Annotated in this window: 20 protein-coding genes; 9 read left to right on the top strand and 11 right to left on the bottom strand. The window is 59.3% G+C overall.

Features of this window, described 5'->3' with window-relative positions:
- The first annotated feature begins 30 nt into the window (after window positions 1-30).
- The gene (gene znuC / locus AAIE04_RS24440; RefSeq protein WP_015378130.1) at window positions 31-789 is read left to right on the top strand and encodes a zinc ABC transporter ATP-binding protein ZnuC; all 759 of its coding nucleotides are present in this window, start codon (window positions 31-33) and stop codon (window positions 787-789) included.
- Window positions 786-1,571 (top strand): zinc ABC transporter permease subunit ZnuB, encoded by a 786-nt coding sequence (gene znuB / locus AAIE04_RS24445; RefSeq protein ID WP_019452806.1) that lies wholly within the window; start codon window positions 786-788, stop codon window positions 1,569-1,571. Before znuC ends, znuB begins: the two co-directional genes overlap by 4 nt.
- Before the next feature lie 61 nt (window positions 1,572-1,632).
- On the opposite strand, the gene ruvB is transcribed toward znuB, so the two are convergent.
- The 7 genes from ruvB to AAIE04_RS24480 all read right to left on the bottom strand — a co-directional run bounded on the left by ruvB (window position 1,633) and on the right by AAIE04_RS24480 (window position 7,262).
- Window positions 1,633-2,637: a Holliday junction branch migration DNA helicase RuvB gene (gene ruvB / locus AAIE04_RS24450; protein WP_498577825.1), complete on the bottom strand. Its 1,005-nt coding sequence runs from the start codon at window positions 2,635-2,637 to the stop codon at window positions 1,633-1,635.
- 19 nt (window positions 2,638-2,656) lie between these two features.
- A complete protein-coding gene (gene ruvA / locus AAIE04_RS24455; protein ID WP_004932365.1) occupies window positions 2,657-3,271 on the bottom strand; it encodes a Holliday junction branch migration protein RuvA in 615 nt (204 codons plus the stop codon).
- Window positions 3,272-3,383: 112 nt separating this feature from the next.
- Window positions 3,384-3,905, bottom strand: coding sequence for a crossover junction endodeoxyribonuclease RuvC (gene ruvC / locus AAIE04_RS24460; RefSeq protein ID WP_004932367.1), 522 nt, complete (start codon window positions 3,903-3,905; stop codon window positions 3,384-3,386).
- Between the two features lie 57 nt (window positions 3,906-3,962).
- The gene (locus AAIE04_RS24465; RefSeq protein ID WP_004932370.1) at window positions 3,963-4,706 is read right to left on the bottom strand and encodes a YebC/PmpR family DNA-binding transcriptional regulator; all 744 of its coding nucleotides are present in this window, start codon (window positions 4,704-4,706) and stop codon (window positions 3,963-3,965) included.
- 20 nt (window positions 4,707-4,726) lie between these two features.
- Complete coding sequence (gene nudB, locus AAIE04_RS24470) at window positions 4,727-5,173, bottom strand: dihydroneopterin triphosphate diphosphatase (RefSeq protein ID WP_019452808.1); 447 nt, start codon at window positions 5,171-5,173, stop codon at window positions 4,727-4,729.
- Window positions 5,173-6,957 (bottom strand): aspartate--tRNA ligase, encoded by a 1,785-nt coding sequence (aspS, locus tag AAIE04_RS24475; RefSeq protein WP_019452809.1) that lies wholly within the window; start codon window positions 6,955-6,957, stop codon window positions 5,173-5,175. Before aspS ends, nudB begins: the two co-directional genes overlap by 1 nt.
- A 74-nt stretch (window positions 6,958-7,031) precedes the next feature.
- Complete coding sequence (locus AAIE04_RS24480; RefSeq protein ID WP_320204121.1) at window positions 7,032-7,262, bottom strand: FmdB family zinc ribbon protein; 231 nt, start codon at window positions 7,260-7,262, stop codon at window positions 7,032-7,034.
- 215 nt (window positions 7,263-7,477) lie between these two features.
- Here AAIE04_RS24480 and AAIE04_RS24485 point away from each other — a divergent pair, with 215 nt between their 5' ends.
- From AAIE04_RS24485 to cmoB, 5 genes are all read left to right on the top strand, one after another.
- Window positions 7,478-8,056 (top strand): hydrolase, encoded by a 579-nt coding sequence (locus tag AAIE04_RS24485; protein WP_498577826.1) that lies wholly within the window; start codon window positions 7,478-7,480, stop codon window positions 8,054-8,056.
- A 47-nt stretch (window positions 8,057-8,103) separates the two neighbouring features.
- Window positions 8,104-8,919 (top strand): DUF72 domain-containing protein, encoded by an 816-nt coding sequence (locus tag AAIE04_RS24490; RefSeq protein ID WP_440529005.1) that lies wholly within the window; start codon window positions 8,104-8,106, stop codon window positions 8,917-8,919.
- Window positions 8,920-9,021: 102 nt separating this feature from the next.
- Window positions 9,022-9,417, top strand: coding sequence for an MAPEG family protein (locus AAIE04_RS24495; RefSeq protein WP_004932387.1), 396 nt, complete (start codon window positions 9,022-9,024; stop codon window positions 9,415-9,417).
- Between the two features lie 102 nt (window positions 9,418-9,519).
- A complete protein-coding gene (gene cmoA / locus AAIE04_RS24500) occupies window positions 9,520-10,263 on the top strand; it encodes a carboxy-S-adenosyl-L-methionine synthase CmoA (protein ID WP_063918483.1) in 744 nt (247 codons plus the stop codon).
- Window positions 10,260-11,231, top strand: coding sequence for a tRNA 5-methoxyuridine(34)/uridine 5-oxyacetic acid(34) synthase CmoB (gene cmoB / locus AAIE04_RS24505; RefSeq protein WP_498577827.1), 972 nt, complete (start codon window positions 10,260-10,262; stop codon window positions 11,229-11,231). Before cmoA ends, cmoB begins: the two co-directional genes overlap by 4 nt.
- 36 nt (window positions 11,232-11,267) lie before the next feature.
- Here the strand turns inward: cmoB and AAIE04_RS24510 are convergent, their stop codons facing one another.
- From AAIE04_RS24510 to cutC, 3 genes are all read right to left on the bottom strand, one after another.
- Window positions 11,268-12,989 carry an FKBP-type peptidyl-prolyl cis-trans isomerase N-terminal domain-containing protein gene (locus AAIE04_RS24510; protein ID WP_498577828.1) on the bottom strand — a complete coding sequence of 574 codons (1,722 nt, stop codon included), beginning with the start codon at window positions 12,987-12,989 and terminating at the stop codon, window positions 11,268-11,270.
- Window positions 12,986-13,390 carry a YuaE family lipoprotein gene (locus AAIE04_RS24515; protein WP_025159811.1) on the bottom strand — a complete coding sequence of 135 codons (405 nt, stop codon included), beginning with the start codon at window positions 13,388-13,390 and terminating at the stop codon, window positions 12,986-12,988. Before AAIE04_RS24515 ends, AAIE04_RS24510 begins: the two co-directional genes overlap by 4 nt.
- Before the next feature lie 430 nt (window positions 13,391-13,820).
- Window positions 13,821-14,579: a copper homeostasis protein CutC gene (cutC, locus tag AAIE04_RS24520; protein ID WP_063918640.1), complete on the bottom strand. Its 759-nt coding sequence runs from the start codon at window positions 14,577-14,579 to the stop codon at window positions 13,821-13,823.
- 101 nt (window positions 14,580-14,680) lie between these two features.
- Between cutC and AAIE04_RS24525 the strand changes: the two genes are divergently transcribed.
- Window positions 14,681-15,829 carry a MalY/PatB family protein gene (locus AAIE04_RS24525; RefSeq protein WP_498577829.1) on the top strand — a complete coding sequence of 383 codons (1,149 nt, stop codon included), beginning with the start codon at window positions 14,681-14,683 and terminating at the stop codon, window positions 15,827-15,829.
- On the opposite strand, the gene AAIE04_RS24530 is transcribed toward AAIE04_RS24525, so the two are convergent.
- Window positions 15,826-16,392 (bottom strand): VOC family protein, encoded by a 567-nt coding sequence (locus AAIE04_RS24530; protein ID WP_198636054.1) that lies wholly within the window; start codon window positions 16,390-16,392, stop codon window positions 15,826-15,828. The two genes, AAIE04_RS24525 and AAIE04_RS24530, sit on opposite strands and share 4 nt — an antisense overlap.
- A gap of 826 nt (window positions 16,393-17,218) precedes the next feature.
- On the opposite strand from AAIE04_RS24530, the gene argS reads away from it, so the two are divergent.
- On the top strand, window positions 17,219-18,949 hold the full coding sequence (gene argS / locus AAIE04_RS24535) for an arginine--tRNA ligase (protein WP_498577830.1): 1,731 nt from the start codon (window positions 17,219-17,221) through the stop codon (window positions 18,947-18,949).
- Window positions 18,950-18,966: the final 17 nt, after the last annotated feature.

An 18,966-nucleotide genomic window follows, 5' to 3' on the forward strand; every position in this document is an offset into this window, starting at 1 on the left:
CCGCTTCGTTCTGCAACCTGTAATCTCGAGATGTCCACACTGATAACGCTAAAAAATATCTCCGTCGCCTTCGGTAGCCGCAAGGTGCTGTCGAATATTTCCCTCAGCCTGCAGCCCGGCCGCATTCTCACGCTGCTTGGCCCTAACGGCGCGGGCAAATCCACGTTGGTGCGCGTGGTGCTCGGATTGGTCAAACCAACCGCCGGCACGCTAGAGCGGGAGCCCGATCTGCGCATCGGCTACGTGCCGCAAAAACTCCACCTCGACGCCACCCTGCCGCTGACCGTCAGCCGCTTTATGCGATTGAAGCCCGGCGTAAAGAAAGCCGACATTCTGCCGGCGCTCAAGCGCGTGCACGCCGCGCACCTGCTCGACCAGCCGATGCAAAAGCTCTCCGGCGGCGAGAACCAACGCGTACTGTTGGCGCGGGCGCTGCTGAATAAACCGCAACTGCTGGTGCTGGACGAACCCACGCAAGGGGTGGACGTCAACGGCCAGTTGGCGCTGTACGACCTGATCGATCAGCTGCGTAAAGAGCTGGGCTGCGCCGTGCTGATGGTCTCGCACGATCTGCATCTGGTGATGGCCAAAACCGACGAGGTGTTGTGCCTCAATCAGCATATCTGCTGTTCCGGCGCGCCGGAGGTGGTCTCAATGCATCCCGAATTCATCGCCATGTTCGGCAACCGCGGCGCAGAGCAGCTGGCGGTGTATCGCCACCATCACAATCACCGCCACGACCTGCAGGGAAAAATTGTCTTGAAGAAAACCGGGAGCCGCGAAGCATGATCGAATTGTTACTTCCCGGCTGGCTGGCCGGGGTTTTGCTGGCTAGCGCCGCCGGGCCGCTGGGCTCCTTCGTGGTCTGGCGCCGCATGTCCTACTTCGGCGATACCCTGGCGCACGCCTCGCTGCTCGGTGTCGCCTTTGGTCTGCTGCTGGACATCAATCCTTTCTATGCGGTGATCGCCATTACCCTGCTGCTGGCCCTGGCCCTGGTGTGGCTGGAACGCCGCCCGCAGCTTTCGGTGGATACCCTGCTCGGCATTCTGGCCCACAGCGCCCTGTCGCTGGGGCTGGTGGTGGTGGCGCTGATGTCCAACGTGCGGGTCGATCTGATGGCCTATCTGTTCGGCGATCTGCTGTCGGTCACGCTGAGCGACATTGCGATGATCGCCGGTGGCGTCGCCGTGGTGCTGCTGGTGCTGTGGTGGCAGTGGCGCGATCTGCTGTCGATGACCATCAGCCCGGAGCTGGCGCACGTCGACGGCGTCAATCTGGCGCGGGCTCGCACCGTGCTGATGCTGATTACCGCATTGACCATCGGTCTGGCGATGAAATTCGTCGGCGCCCTGATCATCACCTCGCTGCTGATCATTCCGGCGGCCACCGCTCGCCGCTTCGCGCGTACGCCGGAGCAAATGGCCGGCGTCGCCGTGTTGCTCGGCATGGTGGCGGTCACCGGCGGCCTGACCTTCTCGGCGTTTTACGATACGCCGGCCGGCCCTTCGGTGGTGCTCTGCGCCGCCGTGCTGTTCACGCTGAGCCTGTTCAAAAAACAGCAGGCCTGATTTAAAACCTGGATATGACAAGGGCCGCATTAGCGGCCCTTTTTCATTGAGGATGGAAAACTTACTCTTCGCGTTCGAGCCCGAAGTGCCGGTAAGCATGCTGCGTCGCCAAACGGCCGCGCGGCGTGCGCTGAATAAAGCCCTGTTGGATCAGGAACGGTTCGATCACGTCTTCGATGGTTTCGCGTTCTTCGCCGATCGCCGCCGCCAGGTTGTCCAACCCGACCGGGCCACCGGTAAACTTGTCGATAATCGCCAGCAGTAACTTGCGATCCATATAGTCGAAGCCCTCGGCATCGACGTTGAGCATATCGAGCGCCTGCGCCGCCACCCCGCCGCTGATCACGCCGTTGGCGCGCACCTCGGCGAAGTCGCGCACCCGGCGCAACAGGCGGTTGGCGATACGCGGCGTACCGCGCGCGCGACGGGCCACCTCATGGGCACCCTCATCGGACAGTTCCAGCCCCAGACAACTGGCGCTGCGAGATACGATGTGCTGTAAATCCGCCACCTGATAAAACTCCAGCCGCTGGACAATGCCGAAACGATCGCGCAGCGGTGAGGTCAGCGAGCCCGCGCGGGTGGTGGCGCCCACCAGGGTAAACGGCGGCAAATCGAGCTTAATCGAGCGCGCCGCCGGCCCTTCGCCGATCATGATATCCAGCTGGTAATCTTCCATCGCCGGATACAGCACCTCTTCCACCACCGGTGACAGGCGGTGGATTTCGTCGATGAACAAGACGTCGTGCGGTTCGAGGTTGGTCAGCATCGCCGCCAGATCGCCCGCCTTCTCCAGCACCGGGCCGGAGGTGGTGCGCAGATTCACCCCCATTTCGTTGGCCACGATGTTGGCCAGGGTAGTTTTCCCCAGCCCCGGCGGGCCGAAGATCAGCAGGTGGTCGAGCGCGTCACCGCGCTGTTTGGCCGCCTGGATGAAGATCTCCATCTGCTCGCGGACGTGCGGCTGGCCGACATATTCGGTCAACAGCTTGGGGCGAATGGCACGATCGAGGACGTCTTCCTCGTTGATCGGTTCGGCGGAGATCAGGCGATCGGCTTCAATCATTATCTACCTCTTAGCGGCCTTACAAAGCAGCGCGCAACGCGTCGCGGATCAGCGTCTCGCAGTCGGCACCCGGTTTGGCAATTTTGCTGACCATGCGGCTGGCTTCCTGCGGCTTGTAGCCCAACGCCACCAGCGCCGAGACGGCTTCGGCTTCCGCGTCCGCTTCCGGCGTTTTGTCGGCGGCGGCCGGCAGGCTGATCTCGCTGCTGTTGTTGAACAGATCGCCGTTGAGCCCCTTGAAGCGGTCTTTCATCTCTACCACCAGGCGCTCGGCGGTTTTCTTGCCCACGCCCGGCAGCTTGACCAGCGCAGTGATCTCTTCGCGCTCCACCGCACTGACGAACTGCTGTGCGGACATGCCCGACAGGATCGCCAGCGCCAGCTTCGGCCCGACGCCGTTAACCTTGATCAGCTCGCGGAACAGCGCACGCTCTTGCTTGTCGTTGAAACCGTACAGCAGCTGCGCGTCCTCACGCACCACGAAGTGGGTAAACACGATGGCCTCTTGCCCCAGTTCCGGCAGCTCGTAAAAGCAGGTCATCGGCATGTGCACTTCATAGCCCACGCCGTTTGCCTCCAGTAACACCAGCGGCGGCTGCTTTTCCAGAATATTTCCTCTGAGACGACCTATCATTTACCCTCCTGCAGAATTACCGGGCATGGCGCCCTGCCATGCCGTTGCTGGTAAAGCTTATAACATAAAAAAGGCTGGATGAATATCCAGCCTGAGTAATCACCGCTTTGCGTCAGCGCAAACGCCCGCGCGCCAGGTTCAGCCGCCCTTCGCTCATCCGCAGCACGTTCTGGCTAAGGTGGCAGTGGGTAATAGCGATGGCCAGGGCGTCGGCGGCATCCGCCTGCGGGTTGGCCGAGAGTTTGAGCAGCGAGCGCACCATGTGTTGCACCTGCGCCTTTTCGGCTGCACCGGTGCCGACCACGGTTTGTTTGACCTGCCGCGCCGCATACTCGAACACTTCCAGATTCTGATTCACCGCCGCCACGATCGCGACGCCGCGCGCCTGACCGAGCTTGAGCGCCGAATCCGGGTTCTTGGCCATGAACACCTGTTCGATGGCGAAGAAGTCGGGCTGGAACTGGGTGATGATCTCACTGACGCCGGCATAAATCAGCTTCAGCCGCGTCGGCATGTCGTCCACCACCGTGCGAATGCAACCGCTGGCGATATAGCTCAACTGACGCCCCTGCTGGCGAATAAGGCCATAGCCGGTGACGCGTGAGCCGGGATCGATACCGAGTATGATCGCCATATCTACATCCACCTTGCATGCACGGCGCCGCCGAGTGGCGGCGCCCGTTTTACCGGATTACAGCGTCGCCGCCACTTCGTCGGAGATCTCACCGTTATGGTAAACTTCCTGCACGTCGTCGCAGTCTTCCAGCATATCGATCAGGCGCAGCAGCTTAGGCGCGGTTTCCGCATCCATGTCGGCCTTGGTCGATGGGATCATCGACACTTCCGCCGCTTCGGCTTCGAAGCCCGCCGCGGTCAGCGCGTCTTTCACCGCGCCCAGGCTTTCCCAGGCGGTGAACACGTCGATGGCGCCATCGTCATAGGTCACGATGTCTTCCGCACCGGCTTCCAGCGCCGCTTCCATCACGCTGTCTTCATCCAGGCCCGGTGCGTAAGTGATCACGCCCTTCTTGGTGAACAGGTAGGCAACGGAACCGTCGGTGCCGAGGTTGCCGCCGCATTTGGTGAAGGCGTGACGCACTTCCGCCACGGTGCGGTTGCGGTTGTCGCTCAGGCATTCGATCATGACGGCGGTGCCGCCAGGGCCGTAGCCTTCATAGATGATGGTTTCCATGTTGGTATCATCATCACCGCCCACGCCGCGCGCGATTGCACGGTTCATGGTGTCGCGCGTCATGTTGTTCGACAGCGCCTTGTCCATCGCCGCGCGCAGACGCGGGTTGGAATCCGGATCGCCGCCGCCCAGCTTGGCGGCCGTGACCAGCTCACGAATAATCTTGGTGAAAATTTTACCGCGCTTGGCGTCCTGCGCCGCTTTACGGTGCTTTGTGTTGGCCCACTTACTATGACCTGCCATAAAAAAATCTCCGAAAAAAACTACTGGACTGAATTGATCACGAACTCTTCAATCGCCTGCTGATTGCTCCACGACTTGGTCAACTTCACGGCCTCTGCCGCCTCAAGCCATTGGTAAGCGTGATGCTCGGTAATCACCGGATCGCGCTCCTCGGGCAACGCCAGACAGAACCAGTGCTCTTTATTGCGCGTGGTTCCCGGCGCATAGCGATGTCGCAAATGGACAAAGAGTTCAAACTCCACGCAGCGCTGGCAATCGAACAACGGCAGGTGCTCTGCTTCGATATCGATGCCGACTTCTTCCATGACTTCACGCTGCGCGGCATGCGGCGGCGACTCATCCTGCTCCAGGCTGCCGGTGACCGACTGCCAGAACTCGGTATCGTCGCGCCGCTGTAACATCAGCACCCGACCACTGGATTTCGCGTAAATCACTACCAGGATAGATTCAGGGCGCTTATAACTCATCACTCGCTCTCTTGTTCCGCACCGGCTTTCTTTACCACGCTGATCGCCAGCTCCTGCAGCGACGCCGGGTTGGCGAAGCTCGGTGCGTCGGTCATCAGGCAGGCCGCCGCGGTGGTTTTCGGGAAGGCGATGACGTCGCGGATGTTGTCGGTGCCGGTCAGCAGCATCACCAGACGGTCCAGGCCGAAGGCCAGGCCGGCGTGCGGCGGCGTGCCGTACTTCAGCGCGTCCAGCAGGAAGCCGAACTTCTCGCGCTGTTCGTGTTCGTTAATGCCCAGAATGCTGAACACCGTCTGCTGCATTTCGCTGCGGTGAATACGCACCGAACCGCCGCCCACTTCGTAGCCGTTGATCACCATGTCATAGGCGTTGGCGATGGCGTTGACCGGCGCGGCGGCCAGCTCTTCCGGGCTCATGTCGCGCGGTGAAGTGAACGGGTGGTGCATAGCCGCCAGGCCGCCCTCTTCGTCTTCTTCGAACATCGGGAAGTCAACCACCCACAGCGGCGCCCAGCTGTCGAGCTGGGTCAGCGCCAAATCGCGACCCAGCTTCAGGCGCAGCGCGCCCATCGCATCGGTGACAATCTTGAAGCTGTCGGCGCCGAAGAACAGGATATCGCCGGTCTGCGCATCGGTGCGCGCCAGGACGGCTTCCAGCACGTCCGCGCTGAGGAATTTGGCGATCGGGCTCTGCACGCCTTCCATGCCGGCGGCGCGGTCGTTGACCTTCAGCCACGCCAGGCCTTTGGCGCCGTAGATATTGACGAAAGCGCCGTACTCGTCGATCTGCTTACGGGTCAGCTGTGCGCCGCCCGGTACGCGGATCGCCGCCACGCGGCCTTTGGCGTCGTTAGCCGGGCCGGAGAACACTTTAAACTCGACGTCCTTGACCAGGTCAGCCACGTCCACCAGCTCCAGCGGGTTACGCAGGTCCGGCTTGTCGGAGCCAAAGCGACGCATCGCTTCGGCGAAGGTCATGACCGGGAAATCGCCCAGATCCACGCCTTTCACGTCCAGCCACAGTTCACGCGCCAGTTTCTCCATCACTTCACGCACCTGATCCGCGGTCATGAAGGAGGTTTCGACGTCGATCTGGGTGAATTCAGGCTGACGGTCCGCACGCAGGTCTTCGTCACGGAAGCATTTGACGATCTGGTAGTAACGATCGAAGCCGGACATCATCAGCAGCTGTTTGAACAGCTGCGGGGACTGCGGCAGCGCGTAGAATTTGCCCTTGTGCACGCGGCTCGGCACCAGGTAATCGCGGGCGCCTTCCGGCGTCGCCTTGGTCAGCATCGGCGTTTCGATGTCGAGGAAGCCGTGGCTGTCCATGAAGCGGCGCACGAAGCTGGTGATCTTGGCGCGGGTCTTCAGACGCTCGGCCATTTCCGGGCGGCGCAGATCCAGGTAGCGATATTTCAGGCGCGCTTCTTCGCTGTTGACCTGGTTGGAGTCCAGCGGCAGCGGCTCGGAGCGGTTGATGATTTCCAGCGCGTGGGCGAACACTTCCACTTCGCCGGTGGCCATATCTTTATTGATCTGGCTGTCCGGACGCGCACGCACGGTGCCGACGATCTGGATGCAGAACTCATTGCGCAGGTCGTAAGCCTTGTCGAACGCCACTTTCTCGTCCGGATCGAAGAACACCTGCACGATGCCTTCGCGGTCGCGCATATCAATAAAGATCAGGCCGCCAAGATCGCGACGACGATTGACCCAACCACACAGAGTGACTTCCTGGCCCACGTGGGACAGATTCAACTGCCCGCAATATTCAGTACGCATACGCTATCCTTTTACACAGCCGATGCCGCGCCGGGCTACTGCGCCCCTGTCGCGCGGCTGTTATCTGATAAATTTTACTTGTTGCCCGGTTTAAAATCCGTCGCATACCAGCCGGTGCCCTTAAGCTGGAAACCGGAGGATGAGATCAACTTGGTCAACGCGGGCTGCCCACACGCCGGGCAGTCTGCCAGCGGCGCATCGGAAAATTTTTGCAATTTCTCTAACCGATGGTTGCAAGCACCACATGCATATTCATAAATCGGCATAGGTCGTTGGATTAAAGAGTGTTGAAAAAAGGGAGTCATTATAAAGGAAATTCATCCGCCCGATAAGTGCGAACACAGCATTGTTACTGCACTAAATGGCGCGTTTTTGTCCGAATCAACACATCGATTAACAAATTTCCCATTAACCTGCGACAGTTTTTTCACGTAGCCTGACTCTCCCCCGGTTTTGCGCCTTACGCCGCTCGGCTGGCGTACCGGACAGTTTTTATCCACTTCGCAACGAGATGAAATCCATGCTGAAACTTGACGCCCAAACCACCGCTCTGGTGCTGATCGATTTGCAAAACGGCATTCTCCCTTACGCCGGCGGCCCGCACAGCGCCGATCAGGTCGTGGCGAACGCCGCGTTGCTGGCCGCGCGTTTTCGTATACTGGGCGCGCCGGTACTGCTGGTGCGCGTCGGCTGGTCAGACTCCTTCGCCGAAGCGTTGAAGCAGCCGGTGGACAAACCGGCTCCCGCGCCCGCCGGCGGTTTACCGGCCAATTGGTGGGAGTTCCCCGCGCAGCTGGCGGTCAGCGACAGCGATATTCGGGTAACCAAACGCCAATGGGGCGCCTTCTATGGCACCGATCTGGATTTGCAGCTGCGGCGCCGCGGCGTCAAATCCGTGGTGCTGGGCGGCATTTCCACCAATATCGGCGTGGAGTCCACCGCCCGCGCCGCCTGGGAGCACGGCTATGAACTGCTGATCGCCGAAGATGCCTGCAGCGCGCAGAGTGCGGAAATGCACCGCTTCGCGTTCGAGCACATCTTCCCGCGGCTGGCACGGGTGCGCGACACCGGCGAAATTCTTGCCGCGCTCGAGCGGTAACGTTAAGTTGTAGCCTGATGAGCTAAGTAAAGGAAGACGACGCCGTGATCTACATCGGACTGCCGCAGTGGCAACATTCGGCCTGGAACCGTATCGGGCTGCGTGATTTGGCGGATTACAGCCGCTACTTCAACTGCGTGGAAGGCAACACCACCTTCTACGCGCTGCCGAAACTGGAGATCGTGCAGCGCTGGCGCGACATGACCGGCGACGATTTTCGCTTCTGCTTCAAATTCCCGTCGGACATCAGCCACAAGGCTGCCCTGCGCAACTGCACCGCCGAGCTGCAGGCGTTTTACCACTGCCTGAGTCCGGTGCACCAGCGCATCGGCCAGCTGTGGCTGCAGTTGCCCGCCGCCTTCGGCCCCGACGAGCTGCCGCGCATGTGGCAATTCTTCGAAAGCCTGCCGAAGGAATTCACCTACGGCGTTGAAGTGCGCCATCCGGCGTTTTTCGCCAAGGGCGAGGAAGAGCGTGCGCTGAATCAGGGGCTGCATCAGCGCGGCATCAATCGGGTGATCCTCGACAGCCGCCCGGTGCATCACGCCGCCCCCAATAGCGCCGCCGTGCGCGATGCGCAGCAGAAAAAGCCGAAGCTGCCGGTACACGCCCTGGTCACCGCCGACCAACCGCTGGTGCGCTTTATCGGTGGCGATCAACTGACTGACAACCTGCGTTGGTTCGAAGCCTGGCAGCAAAAACTGCCGCTGTGGCAGCAACAGCATCAGCCTTATCTGTTTATTCATACGCCGGACAACGGCGATTCCCCCCAGCAAGCGCAAAAAATTTGGCAACAGCTGCGCCTGGCGATCCCCGATTTGCCTGCGCCGCCGGACTGGCCGGAACAGGATGCACTGTTTTGACCTATTAATCTGACCAATAACATCAAATATTTCCCCGCGACAGTGAATACAATGACGGCTATGATGCTGGCTGCCAGTTTTGGTTAGGGAACGGAGTGAAAAATGGTAAGCGCGCTTTATGTGGTGCTCGGCGCATTGTTGTTGATCAAACTCTCTTATGACGTAGTCAGATTAAGGATGCAGTACCGCGTAGCCTACGGCGACGGCGGTTTTTACGAATTACAGACCGCCATCCGCGTACATGGCAACGCCGTTGAATACATTCCTATCGCTGCCGTATTGCTGGTGATTATGGAGATGAACGGCGCGGAAATCTGGATGATTCACCTCTGCGGCCTGATGCTGATGGCCGGGCGGCTGGTGCATTACTACGGTTTACGCAACCGCGAGGTGCGCTGGCGCCGTTCGGGCATGGCCGCGACCTATATCTCTTTGTTGTTGATGGTGCTGGCAAATATCTTCTATCTGCCGTGGGATCTGATTTTCAGCCTGCATTGATCCCGTTTTATCATCAGGCGGCCGCGCCGCCTGCTTCCGCTCCGCTTTTTTGCGCTTTTCTGTTAGACTACGCAGCTTCGAATTCTGAACTGATTTGCCGCTATGCCAAACCGCGATACCCTTTTCTCCGCCCCCATCGCCAAACTGGGCGACTGGACCTTCGACGAACGCGTCGCCGAAGTGTTCCCCGACATGATCCAACGCTCCGTGCCCGGCTATTCCAACATCATCTCGATGATCGGCATGCTGGCCGAACGCTTTGTGCAACCCGACAGCCGGGTATATGACCTCGGCTGCTCGCTGGGCGCGGCGACGCTGTCGATGCGGCGGAATATCAAGGTGCCCGGCTGCCATATCGTCGCCGTCGACAACTCGCCGGCGATGGTGGAACGCTGTCGCCGCCATATCGACGCCTTCCGTGCCGAGACACCGGTTGAGGTTATCGAAGCCGACATTCGCGATATCGATATCAAGAATGCCTCGATGGTGGTGCTGAACTTTACGCTGCAATTCCTCGAACCCGCCGACCGCCTGCGTCTGCTGGAGAAAATCTATCGCGGCCTGCGCCCGGGCGGCGCGCTGGTGCTGTCGGAGAAGTTCAGCTTTGAAGATGCCGAAGTCGGCGAACTGCTGTTCAACATGCACCACGATTTCAAACGCGCCAATGGATACAGCGAGCTGGAGATCAGCCAAAAACGTAGCATGCTGGAAAACGTGATGCTGACCGACTCGGTGGAAGCGCACAAGGCGCGTCTGCAACAGGCTGGGTTCGAGCATGCCGAAGTGTGGTTCCAGTGCTTCAACTTCGGTTCGCTGATCGCTCTGAAAGCGGGGGATGCGCAATGATCGAGTTTGGTGACTTCTATCAGCATATCGCCAAGAGCCCCCTCAGCCACTGGCTGGATACGCTGCCCGCGCAGCTCAGCGCCTGGCAGCGGGAATCGCTGCACGGCAAATTCAAACAGTGGTTCAACTCGGTCGAGCACTTGCCGACGCTGACCCCAACCCGCCTCGATCTACTGCACGGCGTGCGCGCCGAGATGGAGCCGGGGCTGTCGCCGGGCCAGCTCGAAGGTATCGAGAAAATGCTGCGCACCCTGATGCCATGGCGCAAAGGGCCCTTCTCTCTGTATGGCATCGATATCGATACCGAATGGCATTCTGACTGGAAATGGGATCGCGTGCTGCCGCACATCTCCCCGTTGGCCGGCCGTACTATTCTCGACGTCGGCTGCGGTAGCGGTTATCACCTGTGGCGCATGATCGGCGCCGGCGCACACTTTGCCGTAGGCATCGATCCGATGCAGCTGTTCCTGTGCCAATTTGAAACGGTGCGCAAACTGTTGGGCGGCGATCAGCGCGCCCACCTGCTGCCGCTCGGCATCGAGCAGTTGCCGGAACTGGCGGCGTTCGACACCGTGTTCTCGATGGGCGTGCTGTATCATCGCCGCTCGCCGCTCGATCACCTGTACCAACTGAAAAATCAGCTGGTCTCCGAGGGGGAACTGGTGCTGGAAACGCTGGTGGTGGAAGGCGATCGCCACCAGGTGCTGGTGCCGGGCGACCGTTATGCGCAGATGCGCAACGTGTATTTCATTCCTTCCGCCGAAGCGCTGAAATGCTGGCTGGAGAAATGCGGCTTCGTCGACGTGAAAATCGCCGATATGTGCGTCACCAGCCTCGAAGAACAGCGCCGTACAGACTGGATGACCAGCGAGTCGCTGGCTGAATTCCTCGACCCGAACGACCGCAGCAAAACGGTTGAAGGCTATCCGGCGCCGCTGCGCGCCGTGTTGACCGCCAAAAAGCCCTAGCGCTTGCTAATCGGGCCGGCCTGCGCCGGCCCGCATTTACCCGTTGCCGACATCAACAATCCGCAGCTCATAGACCATCGTCGCGTTCGGCGGGATCTGCGGCGCATAGCCCGTTTCACCGTACGCCAACTCCGGCGGCACCACCATCGTCAGCGAGCCGTGATTTTTCAGATGGCCTATCGCCTCGCGAAACAGCGGCGGATAGGCGGAGAGCGGCTGTGACATCACCTTCCCACTGCGATCCATATCCTGAATCACGCTGCCGTCGGTCAAGCTCTCTTTCACCACGATGTCCACCCGCGCATTTTCCGCAATGGCTTCATCACCGGCATAATCGATGCGATACCAGAAGCCGGCTGGCGACTTCTGCGTGCCCTTCTTCTTTTTAAACTCGGCGACGAACGCTTCGCCTTTGCTGGTTTGCGTCTTCGCCGCCTGGCTTCTGGCGTCGTTCACCGCTTTTTCCGACTCCGCCAATGCGCTGGCCAGCTGCGCATCGCTCAGTTGGTAATGGCCGTTGAAGGTATCAATTACGCCGGCCAGCAGCACGGTTTTATCGGGAATGATGCCCCAATTTTTACGCTCCGCCAGCATCGTTTGAATGTCGCGCCCCAGGGCGACACCGGCGGCATAGCTCTGTTGCTCCGGTTTTTTCTTGAGCGTCAGTGCATCCGGCAGCCATTTGGCCCGCGCTTTCAGCCCGTTTAGCTCCTCCTGCAAGGCTTGCTGCGCCTGATGGGCGGCTGCCAGCGCCGTCGCCGTTTTATCCGCCTGTTGCGCCGCGTTATCCCGCTGCTGCGCTACCTGCGCGCTTTCCGCTGCTGCCGCCGCCAAACGTTGTTCCAGCGTCTTAGCCTGCTCGGTTTGCGTTTGGTTTTTTTCCTGCAGCTGCGCCAGCTGCTGCTGCAGTTCGCCCGTCGTCTTGGCAGACTCAGCCTTTTGCTGCGCCAACGCCGCCTTCAGGCTTTTCTCTTGCTGCTCGCCCTGCTGGCGCTGGCTGTCCCGCTCTTTCTGCAGCGTTGCCAGCTGCTGCTGCAGTTCGCCCGCCGTCTTGGCGGCCTCGGCCTTCTGTTGTTCCAGTTCAGCGGCGGCCGCTTTTTTGTCCTGCTCATAACGCTGGCGCGCTTTATCGTTGGCGGTCTGCGCCGCCGTCAGTTTTTCCCGCCAGACCTGCTGCGGAACGTTATCAGACGATTCAGACAGCGTCGCCAACCGTTGTTCCAGCGATGCGATGCGTCGATCTCGCTCCTCGGTTTGTTGCTTTTGCTGCGCTAGCGCCGTTTGCGCCGCGGCTATTTGCGCCTGAGCCTGCCGCTCCTGCGGCGTCAGGTTCAACGCCTGCCGCACGCCGCTGGCAAAGTCGCTCAACGCGCTCAGATCGGGTGCCGCTGCCGGCTTATCGGCAGCCGCCAGAGAGGACGCGACGCGCAACGCGGTCAGTTCCTGCTGCAATGATTGAATAGCGGCTTGCTGTTGATCCAATCGCGCATCTTTCTCGCGCAGCGTCTTTTGCAACTGCGCCAGCTGCCTCTTCTGAGTGGCCGCCTCGCGGGGTTGAACCGGCCGGCTCGCCGATTTTTGGGGTTCCTGGGGCTGGACGGCCGTTGCAGCGGCGTCCGCCGCCGGGGCATCCTGCCGCTGGTAGCGCTCGGCAAATTGCAACAGCGCAGGCACATCGTCATCTGCCACAGCAACCGTTGGCGCAAACGCCAAGGGTATCATCAGGCTCAGCAATGCCTTTCTCGCACGCAGGATCATTTGGCGCGTTCTCCGCGCTCAGCCAGTCCGGTCATCATTGCAGAACTGATGTCCGCACAAAGGCGGTTGGTACGATAACGATATAGCGCGTCGACGGTTTCCTGCGTGTCCGTATTGACCCGTTGGCGTACCCCGGCATATTGCGCTGCACCGCCCATCAAGGTATCGAATTCGCGTTTGAATTTTTGGTACTTTTCGTTATCCATGCCGCGCATCGCATCCAGTTCGCGCTGACATTGCTGCATGCGTTCGGCCTCACGCTGCCGCTTGTCTTGCTCCGCAATTTCTTCTGCGCTGGGCGGCTTGCTTAAGGTAGAAACAGGCCGCTTGGCGGTCTGACAGCCGGTCAGGGTCAAGGTCAGCAAAAGCGCAGCGGTCAAACAGTGTGCCGTTCGGGTCATTATCGTTATCTCCTTGTTAAGTCCGCCATCAGCGCGTTCTGCGGCTGCGCCGACGGCTCTCCTCAATTGATGCTGTGATGTTCCGGCCATCAGCCAGGCTGTGTTCGGACATGAAAATGCAGACGCAGCAATGAGAGGCATGGCGCCAATAATTCACTGCATCAATACATATCAAAAAATCATTTAATATGATGATATTTAAAGGATTTTAACTCACAAACTTATCAGCAGGACATAACGATCGCAAGAGGAGTTAAGGCCTGTTCAGCCGCGAAACGGCGTTGGAATGGGCTGAGAGTCTTTACAAGGCATAAAAAAAGCCCCGGCAATACGCCGGGGCCTGGTACTTGCGCGACCGCCGAGGGCCCAGCGTCACGCAAAGGGGTCTTACGGCCCGGAAACCGGTTGTCAAACGCGGTTAGCTGCGTGTTTATGCGCTTTGCGCCAAGGGATCAACCAAGGCCAGCGCGTTTTTCATCGCCTCCACCATTTCGCCATCCACGCAATAATGGCTAAATTCGTCAAACTCGTTGTCGGAGCACATGGTGACCCCCGCCTTGCGGTAACGCATGGTCGACGGCACCAGATGGCCGGAGGAGCTGTGCAATTCGTGCAGGCCGATATCGACAAACTTGTGCAGATTACTGAGGCGCACGCCAGCGCCCGCCATGATCACCGGCCCCTGACTGGCCTGGCGCAAATCGCGCAGCAGCGGCAGACCCAGCTCGGCGCTCTGCTGTTGGCCGGAGGTCAGAATGCGCGCCACGCCCAAGTCGGTCAGCTGCTCGAGCGCCACCATCGGGTTCTGACACATGTCGAACGCGCGATGGAAGGTCACCGCCATGCCCTCACAGAGCTTCATCACTTCGCCCATGCGCGGCAGATCGATGTGCCCTTCTTCATCCAGCATACCGACCACCACGCCAGGGAACCCCATCTCGCGGATCTGGCAAATATCCTGCTTGATCACCGCGAAATCCACCGCGCCGTAGCAGAAATCGCCACCGCGCGGGCGTACGATCGGATGTACCGGGATCGAAACCCGCTCGCGCGCCAGACGCAGCGTGCCATAACTCGGCGTCAATCCCCCTTCGCTCTGGCTGGCGCACAACTCGATACGATCGGCGCCCGCCCGTTCGGCCGTCAGCGCACAGTCGACGCTAAAGCAACAAACTTCCAGTTTTATCATTGTCACCCCCAGATAACGGCCAACATACGGCGGCAATTGTTCATTTCTTTATTTCTCACGTAGGCTCATGCTTAAGCATAAACCGGCTCAGGGTTATCACTATGGCATTCAATTTTGATCAATGGGTAGACCGCAGTCACAGTGACAGCGTTAAGTGGGATAAATATCGCGATCGCGACATCATTCCGCTCTGGGTCGCCGACAGCGATTTCACCTCACCGCCGGCGGTGATCGAAGCCTTGCAGCGCCGCATAGCGCACGGCGTGTTCGGTTACACCCATCCATCCCATGATCTTATTGAGGTTTTTACCCGCCGCATGGTAGAGCGCTACGGTTGGCACATCAAGCCTGAGTGGATCATTTTCCTGCCGGGCCTGGTGTGCGGCCTGAACCTGTGCGTGCGCGCCTGCACCGAAGCCCACCAGAGCACGCTGGCCCCTACCCCTATTTATCCGCCGTTTCGCAGAGCGGCCAAATTCGCCGGACGCCAACACCTCTCGGTGCCGCTGGCGGCAGTGGAGCAACGTTGGGTGTTGGATTTTGCCGCGATGCGCGGACGGCTCAGCGGCAACGAAAAGCTCCTGCTGCTGTGCAACCCGCAAAATCCAGGCGGCACCGTTTATCGCCGAGAGGAGCTGTTGCAGCACCATCAGTTCGCGCGCGAGCACGATCTAATCGTCTGTTCGGACGAGATCCACTGCGAAGTGCTGCTTGAACCCGGCGTGCGTCATATCCCTTTCGCCACCCTGAACGAAGACGCGGCCCAACGCAGCGTAACCCTGATGTCGCCATCAAAAGCGTTTAATCTCGCCGGGTTGGGCGCCTCGATGGCGATCGTCCCTGATGACGCGCTGCGACAAAAGCTGAAACGCGCGCGCAGCGGCATCGTGCCGGAGGTCAATCTGCTGGCGCTGGTCGCCGCCCAAGCGGCCTATCAATGCGGGCAACCCTGGCTGGACGAGCAGTTGATTTATCTGCGCGCCAATCGCAATCGGCTGACAGAGCGCATCAACGCCATGCCGGGATTGAAGTTGTTGCCGATTGAAGCAACCTATTTGGCCTGGATCGACTGCGGCGCGTTGCCGGTGGACAATCCGCATCAGTTCTTCGAGCGCGCGGGCGTTGGATTAAGCGCCGGTTTGGATTTCGGCGATCGGCGCTTTGTACGACTGAACTTCGGTTGCCGGCGGGCTCTGCTCGATGAAGCGCTCGATCGCATGGCGCGGGCCTGCGCCACGCTGTTCGACTAGCCTTGCTCGCTGGCGACAATGTCCCGAATGGAGTAAGGATGAAACTTGATCGTGACCGTTCCGTCGGTGATGGCCAGGATTGGATTCGGCAATCTCTCGCCTTCGTTTTTTGGCGAGCTTTGCTTCAGCTTGATCCCCGGTGCCAGCAATGCTTCATCGGCAAGATAGCTCAACGCCCGGGCGTGTAGCGTCTGCGGATCGCCGCTCAGGACCAACTCGACATGTTCCCAGCCTTCATGCGGATAGCGTTTCTCCCCGGGATACGGCAGCTCGACACAGTCTATGTGCCACGGGCCCACAACCAGCGGCTGCGACAAATCGAACAGACAGATAGGCCGCCCGTTGATCACCGCCTCGGAAAACAGTGTTCCGCACTGCATCAATCCCTGACGCCAGCGTTCAGCAGTGGCGTTTTGGTGGCAACGCAGGGAAATGTGATCGGCGGTAAACGAGGACAGATCGAGCCGCAGTCTGGCTGCAAATTGTTGCAACGCCTGTTCGAAACGCGGTAGGTCAAGCGTCAGATCGTCAAGCTCGGCAATAGCCTGCAAGGGAGTGGTCATAGAAACCTCAAAACAACGAGCGCAAAGTTAAACGCCGTAATTTACACGGTGGTGGCCGTACTCGCCAGAGATACGCGACAGTTCCTCCGGTTTTCTGACATCGGCGAAGAACAAGAAACCGATATCCTATAAGGGGGGGATATAAAATTGGCAATAAAATAACAAATCAGATTTTTCGCACTTCATTATACTTTTTAATCATGACGCCCGGATTTAAGTTATTTTACACAAGTTAAACCCGCATTGAGTCGTTAAACCGATTGAATTACTTCATTTATCCGGACCCTGATGATGCTTCCAGATTATGCAAAACAAAAAACCCAACCCGTTGTATAAAAAGAAGATAAAATTATCAGATAAGCAAAATCCTAAGGATTATCTTAATTTCGATCTGGGCAATTGATTCACCGAAGCAACTCGGCTACCTTGGAGGGAAATTTAATTCGAGATGATCATTATGCTATTGCTGACGATATCCTTGGTGTTGATAATTATCGCCGTATACGCCATTTACCGTCATTTCAAATCGCGCAGCCCCAATACGTTTGGCAGCAAACGTCACAATAAAAAACGTTAGCCTCCAGGCTCTCTCCACCCTACCTGCTCTTTTCTCGGCCGTACCATTTCCCGCCTTCTGACAATCGACCTGACAATCGACGGCCGCATCCGACGAGGGTTTCATCGCGGCGGCCGTGCCAACTGCTGACGGGCTGTGTCAAATCGGTTACACTTGCAGGCTGTTTTGTGGCGGTCGCCGTCGGCGCCCACCACCGTTGAATCCCGCAGGGGCTGGCATCGGCCCCTCGTTCGTCATTAAGGTAACCCGGTGAATATTCAGGTTCTTCTTTCAGATAAAGTCAGCCAGGCGCTGATCGCCGCTGGCGCCCCAGCCGATTGCGAAGCGCAGGTCCGCCCATCCGCCAAGGCTCAGTTTGGTGATTACCAGGCCAACGGCGTGATGTCCGTCGCCAAAAAGCTCGGCATGCCCCCTCGCCAGCTGGCGGAAAAAGTGGTGCAACTGCTGGATCTCGGCGACATCGCCGGCAAAGTGGAGATCGCCGGCCCCGGCTTTATCAATATTTTCCTGAACAGCGAGTGGGTCGCCCGTCAGGCGGACCTGGTGCTGAGCGCGCCGAAACTGGGCATCGCGCCGGTTGAGCCGCAAACCATCGTTATCGACTATTCCGCGCCGAACGTGGCGAAAGAGATGCACGTCGGCCACCTGCGTTCCACCATCATCGGCGACGCCGCGGCGCGCACCCAAGAGTTTCTGGGCCATAAGGTGATCCGCGCCAACCACGTCGGCGACTGGGGCACTCAATTCGGCATGCTGATTGCCTACCTGGAAAAAATGCAGAATGAAAACGCCAGCGATATGGGGCTGTCCGATCTGGAACAGTTCTATCGCGAAGCCAAGAAGCATTACGACGAAGACGCCGAGTTCGCCGAGCGCGCACGCGCGTACGTCGTGAAGCTGCAGGGCGGCGATCAGTACTGCCTGAAAATGTGGCGCAAGCTGGTCGACATCACCATGGCGCAAAACCAGCTGACCTATAACCGCCTGAACGTCACGCTGACCGAAGACGACGTGATGGGCGAAAGCCTGTACAACTCGATGCTGCCGGGCATTGTCGCCGATCTGAAAGCCAAGGGGCTAGCGGTGGAAAGCGAAGGCGCCACCGTGGTGTTCCTTAACGAATACCAGAACAAGGACGGCGACCCAATGGGCGTCATCATCCAGAAAAAGGACGGCGGCTACCTCTACACCACCACCGACATCGCCTGCGCCAAGTATCGCTACGAAACGCTGGGCGCCAACCGCGTCCTGTATTACATCGACTCCCGTCAGCATCAGCACCTGATGCAGGCCTGGACCATCGTGCGCAAAGCCGGTTACGTGCCGGAGTCCGTCTCGCTGGAACACCACATGTTCGGCATGATGCTGGGCAAAGACGGCAAGCCGTTCAAGACCCGCTCGGGCGGTACGGTGAAGCTCTCCGATCTGCTGGATGAGGCCATCGAGCGCGCCGAACAGCTGATCGCCGGCAAAAACCCGGATATGCCGGAAGACGAAATGAAAAACGTCGCTCGCGTGGTCGGCATCGGCGCGGTGAAATACGCAGACCTGTCGAAAAGCCGCACCACCGACTATGTCTTCGACTGGGATAACATGCTGGCCTTCGAAGGCAATACCGCACCTTATATGCAGTACGCCTATACCCGTGTGGCATCGGTATTCAAACGCGCCGGCATCGACGAAACCAGCCTGACGCTGCCGCTGACGCTGACCGAAGAGCGTGAAATTGCGCTGGCCACCCGCCTGCTGCAGTTCGATGAGGTACTCACCACCGTCGCGCGTGAAGGTACGCCGCACGTCATGTGCAGCTACCTGTACGATCTGGCCGGCCTGTTCTCCAGCTTCTACGAGCACTGCCAGATCCTGAACGCCGACAGCGAAGAAACGCGTCAGAGCCGCCTGAAACTGGCGCTGCTGACCTCGAAAACGCTGAAAACCGGTCTGGATACGCTGGGTATCGAAACCGTCGAGCGCATGTAAATCGCGCGGCGCGGGAA

The sequence above is a fragment of the Serratia sp. Ae19-1 genome (assembly GCF_059801225.1).